Here is a 9,877-nt window from a genome sequence, read left to right as displayed (position 1 = left end):
GCCCCGCCGCAAGCCCTCAAAGCCGTGGCCTGACCACGACGCTTACGAAGAACGCGCGCCGCGTCGCCACCCGCGACGACAAGCTCGCCGAGACCTTCCTCGGCTTCTCACCGCCGTCCGCCTGTGGCTACATCACTTCGTCAACGCGCCGTAGTACGGAAGCCGCGTCACGAGCAGTGGCTTCGCCGCGACGAGGACTGCTATGCATACTTGGTGCGTGGTCCGCGAGGCTTCGACGACAGCATTCTCGGTTCCGTTCAATCTAAAAAGTAACGTGCTGACATGAGGATTTTTCGCTTTCTTTCCATTCTGCCGCAGACCTACTTTCTTGGTGAAGAATGATCGACTCGGCCCATGGGAGATGTGTCATAGCCACGCTCCGAAAATCGCTGGGGCTAGCGAGAGACGAAAGGGGCCGACTCCGTCGGAGAACGCTCGGCTTGCCGCAAGGGCGTCGTCCCCTACGGATTCGGCGATATGCGATAGTCCGTGCGCACCGACGACCATGTCCGTCCGGCCGCCCGAGCGGCCGCATCGACTTCGAAAGCCTGTCGGTTCGGATCGGAGCAGGGCCCGGGAGAGATCGGCTCCTCCGGACCCGAATGGCTCCCGCAATCTTCCATCGGGATACCGGAACATGTGGGGCAAATAGAGCGAATTCCGCTCGTTTCGTCCCTCCGTGCACGCTTAACTCCGTGCAGAACCAACCGCGTTCGGCGAATATCGGCGCCGTCGACTCTCGGCGCGGATGCATCCGCCGATGCAGTATGGTCAGAGCAACTTCAACAAGACAAACAAGTCGAGCGAGTGGCGACAATGACATTCAACGAAATCACGACCGGAGTGCTCGTGATCGGAAGTGGAGCCGCGGGCGTCATGGCGGCCATCAAGGCGCACGACGCCGGAGCGGACGTGCTGGTGGTGACTAAAGGCGCCTGGGGTTCCGGTAATACCGTGAAGGCATTGGCGGGCTTCGCCGCCGCCTTCGGCCACGCCGATCCCCGGGACAACCCGGATGTGCATTTTGGCGACGTCGTCCGAAACGGTGTCGGGCTCTGCAATCAGAAGCTGGTTCGTAAATGGGTCAACACAATTTGTGGGCTGACCGAGGAGATGCGCAGCTGGGGGCTCGACCTCAAGCGGATCGGGGACAAGTACAGCCAGATCGCCTGGGAAGGGCACACCTATCCGCGGATGATCAACCACAACCGCGAAACCGGGAAGTATCTGATCAAATGCCTTCGCGAGCGCGCGAGTTCACTCGGGATCAAGGTGATCGAGCAGATGGTGATCGGAGGCCTGCTGAAGGCAGACGGCGAGGCCACCGGAGCGTGGGGTTTCAACTACGAGACCGGCGAGCTCTTTCATTTCCGTTGCAAGACCGTGATCGTCTGCACCGGCGGTTTCGGGGCCATGTATCCGGTGGGCGACAATGTCATGCAGGCTACTGGCGAAGGATACGCCCAGGCCTTCGATGCGGGCGCCAAGATGATCGGAATGGAGTTCGCTCACTTCCTGCCGACCCCGATCCACCCGGAGGGAATGCACACGCGTGGGGTCTTCACGCGCATCACGAACGGGCTGCTGAGCGCCGGCGCGCGGCTCTACAACGGCCACGGCGAGCGCTTCATGTTCGGATACTTTCCTGAGCAGGGCGAAAAGGGGCATTCGATGGAGCCGCTCTGCCGCCGCATCGCCCAGGAGATCACGGAAGGGCGCGCCGGCCTGCACGGCGGGATCTACTTCGACCTGTCCGATGTGCCGACCCGGCTGCGCGAGGAGGAGCAGTACAAGCGCCTGTTCATCTCCGCCGACAGGTCCGATATCGACCTGCGGCGCCAGCCGATAGAGCTGTCCACCTACCCGCACGACTTGGTCGGGGGCATCCGGATCGACGAATTCGGCCGGACCAACGTGCCGCGGCTGTTCGCGGCCGGCGAAGCGGCCGGAGGATCGCACGGGGCCAGCCGCTTCGGCGGCTCGGCGTTATCCGATTGCTTGGTGTTCGGCGCGGCCAGCGGCGAGGCGGCCGCGGCCCTCGCGCGGGACACCAACGCGGTGCCGCCGACCAACCGCGCTGCACTCGACGACGTGCGTGGCCGACTCGATGCGTGGAGTTCCGGCAAGGGCGCCAGCCCAGCGGAGGTACGCGACCGGATCCGCGATCTCGCCTTCCGCCATCTCAACATGGTGCGCTCCGGGCCGGGGCTCGAAGCCGTTCTGCAGGAGGTCAAGGCATTTCGCCGCGACGTGCTGCCAACCATGTGCACGAAAGTCGACGGATCACTGGACTTCGCGCTGCTCAGGCAGGCAATCGAGGCAGAAGGCCAGGTCCGGCTGTGCGAGCTTCTGGCGACGGCCGCGCTCGACCGCAAGGAAAGCCGGGGCGGATACTTCGGTGGCCATTACCGCACCGAATACGAGCAGCAGGACGATGCTGGTTGGCTGAAGAACATCGTCCTCTGCAACGATAAGGGCGAGATCCGGATCGAGTACGAAGCTCCGGTCACCTTGGAGAGCCTGTCGAAGGACGCTGCCGCCACCATCGCGACGCCGTGGCGCGCTCGCCCTGGTGAACTGGTGAACCAAAGCGAGTAGGGGATGCTCCGTCGGACACCTACAGCAGGCCGGCCAGCGACTGCCGGATCGCACGGAGAGTGATGTCCTAGCGGCATCGGCGGACAGCGGTTGAAACGCCACTATCCGGAGGCGGGCGAAGTGATTTCGACGGGCGACGGTCATCACGACCGGCGGGCCGATTGAACTGTCATGCGGGGAATGAACGAATGACGACCGACCAGAAAAGACCTGAAGAGGCAGATTGGCTGAATTTGCGGATTATCGGCCATGCGATCGATTCGTCGCCGATCACCCGACCGATACTCTACGTGATCATACTCGCCGCGTTGGCCGCGCTGTTCGATGCCACGGAATCGTTCCTGATGGGGTTCGCACTGCCAGGTGTCGCCAAGGAGTTCGAACTGCGGCCGGAGATGATGGGCTCGTTTGGCGCGGCCTACATGTACGGTAACTTCATGGGATCGATCGGGTGGGGATGGATCGCCGATAAATGTGGGCGGAAAGTCGCCTTCACGGTTACGATACTGTGCTTCTCAATCCTGTCCGGTCTGTGTGGCCTGGCAACCGGAGTTATTTTCCTCGTTTCGTTACGCTTCGCGATCGGCGTCTTCCTTGGCGGTGCTGTTCCTGTCGACGCGGCTATTCTATCCGAGTTTTCGCCTGCGCGCATCCGCGGCTACGCGAACGGCATGCTGCCGATCACCTGGCCATTGGCGACAATGCTCACCTCGGTGATTGCAATGCTCATCCTTCCGAACTACGGGTGGCGAGGATTGTTCGTCGTAGGCTGCCTTCCAGCGTTTCTGCTGTTCTGGGTGTTACGCTGGGTGCCGGAGTCGCCGCGATGGCTGGTGAACCAAGGGCGTTTCAAGGAGGCTCGCAGAGCGCTTCGTCAAATCGAGATAGACGATGCAGCGCTTGAGCGATCGCGCGAAGCCACCAAGAACGAACGGCCAGCGCCGAAATTGCCCTCTGGTCGGTTCCGAGATCTGTTCGCTGGCGGGCAAACAGTCAAGACGGTTCACGTTTGGCTCCTCTGGCTGCTTGCACAAATGGCGGCGGTTGGGATGAGTTTCTGGATGCCGCAACTGTTTGTGAGGATCGCCGGTTTGTCGATCCACGAAGCCGTCGGTTACATGTTCTACATTGCGTTCTTCACCGGGGCAGGCCGTCTGACGGTGGTGCTCCTCAGCGAAAAGGTAGGACGCAAACCATTCATCGTTCTTGGCTTTTGCGGAGCCGCTCTGCCGCTGCTGAGCCTGATTTGGGCGTCCGAACCGACTGAACTCTTCTGGAGCTTTGCATTCTTCGGCTTCTTCGGCGACATGGGAATGTGCGCAGCGACTATCTATGTTCCGGAAGTCTTCCCGATGCGAATCCGCACCCTCGGAATCTCCACCGCCATGGGGATCGGCCGAATCGGGGGCGGGACCGGCTCGGCATTGATTGGTATCTTCCTCGGCGCCGGAATGGCAACGGAACTCTGGGTTTATCTCGCCGGCGCGTGTTTGATCGCAGGGATCCTCACGATCTTCCTCGGCATCGAGTCCAAGGGAAAGAGCCTCGAAGAGCTCAATGAGCAGGCCGCGCCCGCCGGGAAGTGAGGGCTATCCAGGGCAGGCCGGTCCCGTAGCCGGCCTGCCCTGCCTCGATCCGATAATGTCGAGTACGGCGTCCAGTGAACTCACGGCCCGCACTCCGCCTCGCCCGACCGGAAGGGCTTGACCATCCGCCAGCGGTTCATCCTGATTGTCGTCGCCTTACCGCGATATTGTCGCTCCCGCTGAGCATTGACCGGCGGCTCGCCGACCTCCCTGCGAGCCCGAGACGAGCGGGCAGGTTATCTTTCTACGCCCTGTTCGATAGTGGCACGGTCGATGCGCTACGACGGACTGATGGCACCATTGCCGCATGCTGCCCTTCAGCATGTGAGGACGTTCGTCGAACTCCCGATTCAGGTCTCGGTCGGCTTCAGCCCGTGGCAGATCGCCTTGACCTCCTGGCGAAGCCAGATGTGCTTCTTATCCTGCTCGTTGCGGACGTGCCACGCCAGCGCGGTGGCGATGCGGCCGACGTCCATCGGCACCGGACGGGTGACGAAGCCGAACGAGGCCGCCAGCGCCTGCGACGCCAGCTTGGTGAAGATCCCGATGGCTTCGCCTTGCATGAGCAGGTGCGGCACCGCGTTGAAGGTGGTGACCCGCGCCAGGATGTTGCGGCTCAGTCCGTGCCCCTCCAGCAGATCGTCGAAGAACGAGTCCCGCCCCGCCGCACTCACCACCACGTGCGGGTACGACAGAACCGCGGCCATGTCGAAATGCGCCTGCGGCTTCAGCAGAGGGTGCCCCTTTCGAACCACGCACAAGAAGCCTTCCTGCACGATCGTCTCCGAATTGAAGTGATGCGGCAGCTTGGCGAACGTTCCGACCGCCAGCTCGACGACGTCTCGGTCCAACAACTCAAGCGCGTAATTCCGGTCGGCGGTAACAGCGTGCAGTCGTAGCCGCGGTGCGAAGCGCTGGAGCCGATCGAGCAACGAGGGCACCACGGGAACGCTCAGCCGGTCGGGCGCGCTGATGCGAAACACGCCGCTCGCGTCGGCCGGGTCGAAGCGATCCCCGTCGAACAGGCAGCCCTCGACCAGAGCCATCGCCTCGCCGAGCGGCCGCTCGAGCGCTTGGGCGCGCGGGGTCAGGACCAATCCGTTAGGTCCACGGACCAGCAGTTCGTCGCCCAACAGATCGCGCAGCCGGCGTAGCGCGTTGCTGACCGCCGGCTGTGATCGGCCCAGCCGTTCGCTCGCGCGCGTCACGCTGCGCTCGCTCAGGACGACGTGCAGGACCTTGAGCAGCTTGAGGTCGATGTCGCCGAAACTCATCACGAATGACATTCGATCGTTGAATAACGAAAATTGGTAGTATCAATTTGTAAAATATACAAGTGCCCATTACTGCCGAAGTCCTCATCGGGCTCGCGCGCGGCTGGTATATGACTCGCGGCGCGTCGACGTCTTTTCGTGAACCAATCCGATCGGGGGTCGGCATGGTGACAATCGGGGCATCGGATATCACGTTGATCGTCACGCTCGTGGCCATCTATATTCTGATCACCACCGGACTGAGCATCTGGGCCAGGAAGTTCATCAAGAACAATCAGCAGTTCATGACCGCCGGCGGGCAGCTGCCGTACACGGTCGTCGGTGTGTTGATGATCTCCGAATTCATCGGCAGCAGCTCGTCCATGGGCACGGCGCAAGCGGCCTTCACCAGCGGGCTTGCCGCCGCTTGGGCCGTCGTCACCTACGTGGTCGCCTTCCCGCTGTTCGGCTGGTTCATCGCGCCGAAGATCCATCAGATGCGCGAATACACGATCTCGGGCGTGCTCGATCGGCAATACGGCAACAGCACCCGGCTGGTGACGTCCGGAATCATGATGTACGCGCTGCTGGTCTCCAATATCGCCAACTACGTCGCCGGTGCGGCCGCGGTTTCCCTCGTGCTGAAGGTGTCGTTTCCGGTCGCTGGGGCGATCACGGCGGCCGTCACCATCATCTACGTGGCCGCCGGCGGCATCCGGGCCGTCGCCTACGTCAACATGATTCACTTCGCCTTCAAGTTCCTGGCCATCGCGGTGGTGTGCGGGGTCGGCGTGAGCCTGGGCGCGACCTACGGCAACATGACCGAGGCGATGCCGGAATTCTACTTCACCGCCGTCGGCCACATCGGCCTGCCCACCCTGATCGCCTGGACGATCGCCAATCTCGGCGCCATCTTCTCGACCCAGATGACAATCCAGGCGGTGGCGAGCGTCGACAGCATCCGCGACGTGCGCAAGGCCTCGCTGATCTCTGGACTTCTGTCGGTCCCGATCGGACTGCTCGCTGCCTTCATCGGAGTCCAGGCCAAGTTCCTGTTCCCCGACATCCCGAGCGTCGGCGCCATGCCGGTCTTCATCCAGCACATGAATCCGTGGCTCGGGGCGATCGTGACGATCGGAATCGTCGCCACCATCCTGGGCAACGTGGCGGCCGTCTCGCTCGCGATCACCGCGCTCGTCATGAAGGACTTAGTCGTCCCGCTGACGAAGCCGCGCGAGGAGGTGCAGCTCCGCATCAGCCGGATCGTCTCGTTCTTCGTCGGGCTGCTGCCGCTGCCGTTCGCGATGATGCTGCCCATCATCATCAAGACGATGTTCTTCTCCAAGGCGATGCGTACCAGCCTGTCGATGGTCGCGATCATGGCGCTGTACCTACCGTTCGCCAAGAGCGAGCGCGGCGCATCGGCGGCGCTGATCGTGACGATAGTCGGCGCCTCGGTCTGGTACTTCTCGGGCGAGCCTTTGGGGATCGACACGACCTACATCGCCGTCGTTCTGCCGGCGCTGGTGCTGGGCGGGGAGCACCTGATCACGCGCGGCCGGTCGGCCGGCGCCGAACGTCCCGTCTGAGAGCAGGAGGCAGCCATGCCGGTCCACGGTACTTGCCGCACGATCTGCGGCCTGTGTCACGCCAATTGCGGCCTGCTGGTCACCGTCGGGCCACACGGCATCGAGCGCATCGAAGGAGATCCGGATCATCCCGCCAGCCGCGGTTACATCTGCGGCAAGGCGCACGCCGGCAAGGAGATCGTCGAAAGTCCGCAGCGCCTGACCATGCCGTTGCGGCGAACGCCGCGCGGCCTCGAGCCGATCGGCTGGGACGACGCCCTCGACTTCGCTGCCGGGAGGCTCGCGGCCATTCGCGACCGGTACGGACCGGAAAGTCTGGTTCGGAACGCGGGTGCGCCGGTGTCGTACGAGGCCCGTGACGGGTTCCTCTATTTCATGCGCGTGTTCGGCTCGCCCAACTTCACCGGCAGCAGCAACTGCTGCTGGCTGCCGAGGGCGACCGCCTTCAACGCCACCATGGGAGGCAAGCCGGAGCCCGACTTCGAAAACGCACGCCTGATCCTATTCTGGGGCTCGAACCCGCTCGCCACCGAGCGTTATGGGAATTACTGCGGCTACGAGCGGTTCCACCGCATCATCTCCCGGGCCAAGGCGCGCGGCGCCCGGCTGATCGCGATCGATCCGGTCCGCTCGGAGACGGCGGCGCGCTGCGACGAGTGGATTCGTATCGAGCCCGGTTCTGACGTGGCGCTCGGCCTGGCGATGATCAACGTGATCATCGCCGAGAACCTGCACGATCGCGACTTCGTTGATCGCTACACCAGCGGCTTTTTGGCGCTCGCGGAGCACGTCCGAACAGCGACGCCGGACTGGGCGGCTTGCATCACCGGCCTCGCCGCGGACCAGATTGTCGATCTCGCCCGCCGGTTCGCCACCAACGGTCCGGCGACGATCTGCGACGGCAACGGCTTCGACATGTATTGCAGCGTTGTCGATGCCGTCCGGACGGTGGCGATCCTGCTCGGCCTGACCGGCAACGTCGACGTTCCCGGCTCGGTGGTGTTCCTGCCGTTCGCCAAGCAATCGGTGCTGTCGGCGCCGCCGAAGACGGCGAAAATTCGCCAAAGCGAGTTCCCGATCTTCCGCGACGTGCCGTTCCCCGGCATCAAGGAAGCGCTCCTCCACGACGAGCCGTATCGGCCGCGCGCGATGATCGTCCACCACAGCAACCCGGTGCTGATCCAGGCCAACCAGCGCCGAACCGTCGAGGCCTTCCGCAAGCTGGAATTCCTCGTGGTGGACGACGTCTTCATGACCGCGACGGCGGAAATCGCCGACCTAGTCCTGCCGGCGACGTCGCCGATGGAGCGCTACGGCTATCGCGCCTATTCGAGCTTCGATCGCGGCTTCGTTGCACTCAGTCGTCCGGTGGTCGGCCCGCCCGGCGAGGCCCGCGACGTCTTCACCATGGAGTACGAACTCGCCGCACGCATGGGACTGGAGGCCGACTATCCGTTCGTCGATTCGCGAAGCTGGGTGGAGCACATGCTGAAGCCGACCGGGGTGACGCTCGCGCGCCTGGAGCACGAGCAGATCGTTGCCGTGACGCCGCCACCGCGCTACCGGAAGTACAAAGAGACGGGCTTCCAGACTCCGAGCGGCAAGCTGGAGTTCTACTCGGAGCAGTTCGCCAAGGCCGGGTACGATCCGCTGCCAATCTATCGCGAGCCGACCAACGGCGGCGCGTCGCCCGTCGTTCCGGCGCCGGCCGGTTTCCCGCTGCGCTGCACCAGCCGCCGGCCCGCCGTGTTCGTGCACACCAAGTTCCGCAACCTCGCGGGCATGATCGCCTCCTATCCGGAGCCGTTGTTGTGGATCGAGCCGTCCGATGCAGCGCGGCGCGGCCTGCGCGAAGGCGACATGGTCGAGCTGTCGTCGCCACGCGGCCGTGTCACGATCCGGACCCGGTTCGACATCAGCCTGCGGCCCGGCCTGGTGATGATGGACTTCGGCTGGGGCAATCCGACCGACGGCCTCGCGAGCGCCAACGAACTCACAAGCGACGAGTTCTGGAATCCGATTTCGGGCAGCACACCGCAGCGACTCTTCGCCTGTGAAGTCGTGAAAATGACCTAGCCGCGTGCTGTCGTTCCCGGCGCTGCGGCGGCTGCGTTTCACCGGTAATGCGGGCGCTGGGTCGGCGGCCGATCTCGCTGCTCACACGGCGCTCGCCACGCTCCCCCCGCGGCCGCGGTGGCGCAGGCTGTTGGCGTCGTAAGCCTTGTCGGCGATGAGGCCGGTAATCGGCCCAACCCGGGCGATCAGGGTCGGTGCGAACGCGATGTCGTTGACGTTTCCGGGCGAAAGCAACAGAACGAGCGGCCGGCCGCAGTGGTCGGTCAGGGCGTGGATTTTTATCGTCCGCCCGCCGCGCGAGCGGCCGATCGCCTGCTTGAAGGCCCCCCTTTTCCGCCCGCCGCCGAGCAGTGGGCCTTGATGTGGGTCGAGTCGATCGCGACGGTCGCGATGATGCCGGTCGAGCCCGTCAGCGCTTCGAAAATCTCGAACCAGAGGCCCTGTCGGCTCCAACGATTGAAGCGGTTGTAGATCGTCGTGTAGGGGCCGTACTCCTTTGGGCAGTCGCGCCAACGGGCGCCGATCCGCTGCATGTGTACGATGCCGCTGATCACCCGTCGGTCGTCGACCCGGTGAGCCCCTCGCCGTCCACGCGGCAGGAAGGGCTCGATCCGCGCCCATTCGGAATCGTTCAGCCAGTAAAGCTGCTTGCTCATCAAGGGCTCCGTGCCCCCCGCAGCCCTTGAATCAGTCAACGCCCTGCGCCGCAAGCGAATTGAGTACGGACCCTAGTACTACAGTTGCGGATATTTGAATCCGCGCGACTTGTAATGCG

General features: G+C 63.7%; 5 protein-coding genes and 1 pseudogene. 4 read left to right on the top strand and 2 right to left on the bottom strand.

Features of this window, described 5'->3' with window-relative positions:
• Window positions 1–816: 816 nt before the first annotated feature.
• Window positions 817–2,598: an FAD-binding protein gene (locus A33M_RS18540; RefSeq protein WP_040621687.1), complete on the top strand. Its 1,782-nt coding sequence runs from the start codon at window positions 817–819 to the stop codon at window positions 2,596–2,598.
• Between the two features lie 188 nt (window positions 2,599–2,786).
• Window positions 2,787–4,184 (top strand): MFS transporter, encoded by a 1,398-nt coding sequence (locus tag A33M_RS18535; protein WP_040621685.1) that lies wholly within the window; start codon window positions 2,787–2,789, stop codon window positions 4,182–4,184.
• 350 nt (window positions 4,185–4,534) lie between these two features.
• Here A33M_RS18535 and A33M_RS18530 read toward each other — a convergent pair whose 3' ends face one another.
• Window positions 4,535–5,458, bottom strand: a complete 924-nt coding sequence (locus A33M_RS18530; RefSeq protein ID WP_192814131.1) for a LysR family transcriptional regulator — start codon at window positions 5,456–5,458, stop codon at window positions 4,535–4,537.
• Window positions 5,459–5,652: 194 nt separating this feature from the next.
• Between A33M_RS18530 and A33M_RS18525 the strand changes: the two genes are divergently transcribed.
• Both A33M_RS18525 and A33M_RS18520 read left to right on the top strand, forming a co-directional pair.
• A complete protein-coding gene (locus A33M_RS18525) occupies window positions 5,653–7,026 on the top strand; it encodes a sodium:solute symporter family protein (protein WP_008390419.1) in 1,374 nt (457 codons plus the stop codon).
• A gap of 15 nt (window positions 7,027–7,041) precedes the next feature.
• The gene (locus A33M_RS18520) at window positions 7,042–9,102 is read left to right on the top strand and encodes a molybdopterin-containing oxidoreductase family protein (protein WP_008390417.1); all 2,061 of its coding nucleotides are present in this window, start codon (window positions 7,042–7,044) and stop codon (window positions 9,100–9,102) included.
• 120 nt (window positions 9,103–9,222) lie between these two features.
• On the opposite strand, the pseudogene A33M_RS23205 reads toward A33M_RS18520, so the two are convergent.
• Window positions 9,223–9,758: pseudogene (locus A33M_RS23205) on the bottom strand (IS5 family transposase); the annotation flags it as partial.
• Window positions 9,759–9,877 lie beyond the last annotated feature (119 nt).

Source organism: Rhodovulum sp. PH10, assembly GCF_000293785.1.
Classification (GTDB): domain Bacteria; phylum Pseudomonadota; class Alphaproteobacteria; order Rhizobiales; family Xanthobacteraceae; genus Rhodoplanes.
The sequence above is the reverse complement of the archived record's forward strand: the minus strand, read 5'-3'. Positions and strand labels throughout refer to the sequence as shown.

Excerpts from the sequence above, each read along its gene's own strand:
- A33M_RS18540 (WP_040621687.1), top strand. The coding sequence starts at position 817 with ATGACATTCAACGAAATCACGACCGGAGTGCTCGTGATCGGAAGTGGA.
- A33M_RS18530 (WP_192814131.1), bottom strand. The coding sequence starts at position 5,458 with ATGAGTTTCGGCGACATCGACCTCAAGCTGCTCAAGGTCCTGCACGTC.
- A33M_RS18535 (WP_040621685.1), top strand. The coding sequence starts at position 2,787 with ATGACGACCGACCAGAAAAGACCTGAAGAGGCAGATTGGCTGAATTTG.
- A33M_RS18520 (WP_008390417.1), top strand. The coding sequence starts at position 7,042 with ATGCCGGTCCACGGTACTTGCCGCACGATCTGCGGCCTGTGTCACGCC.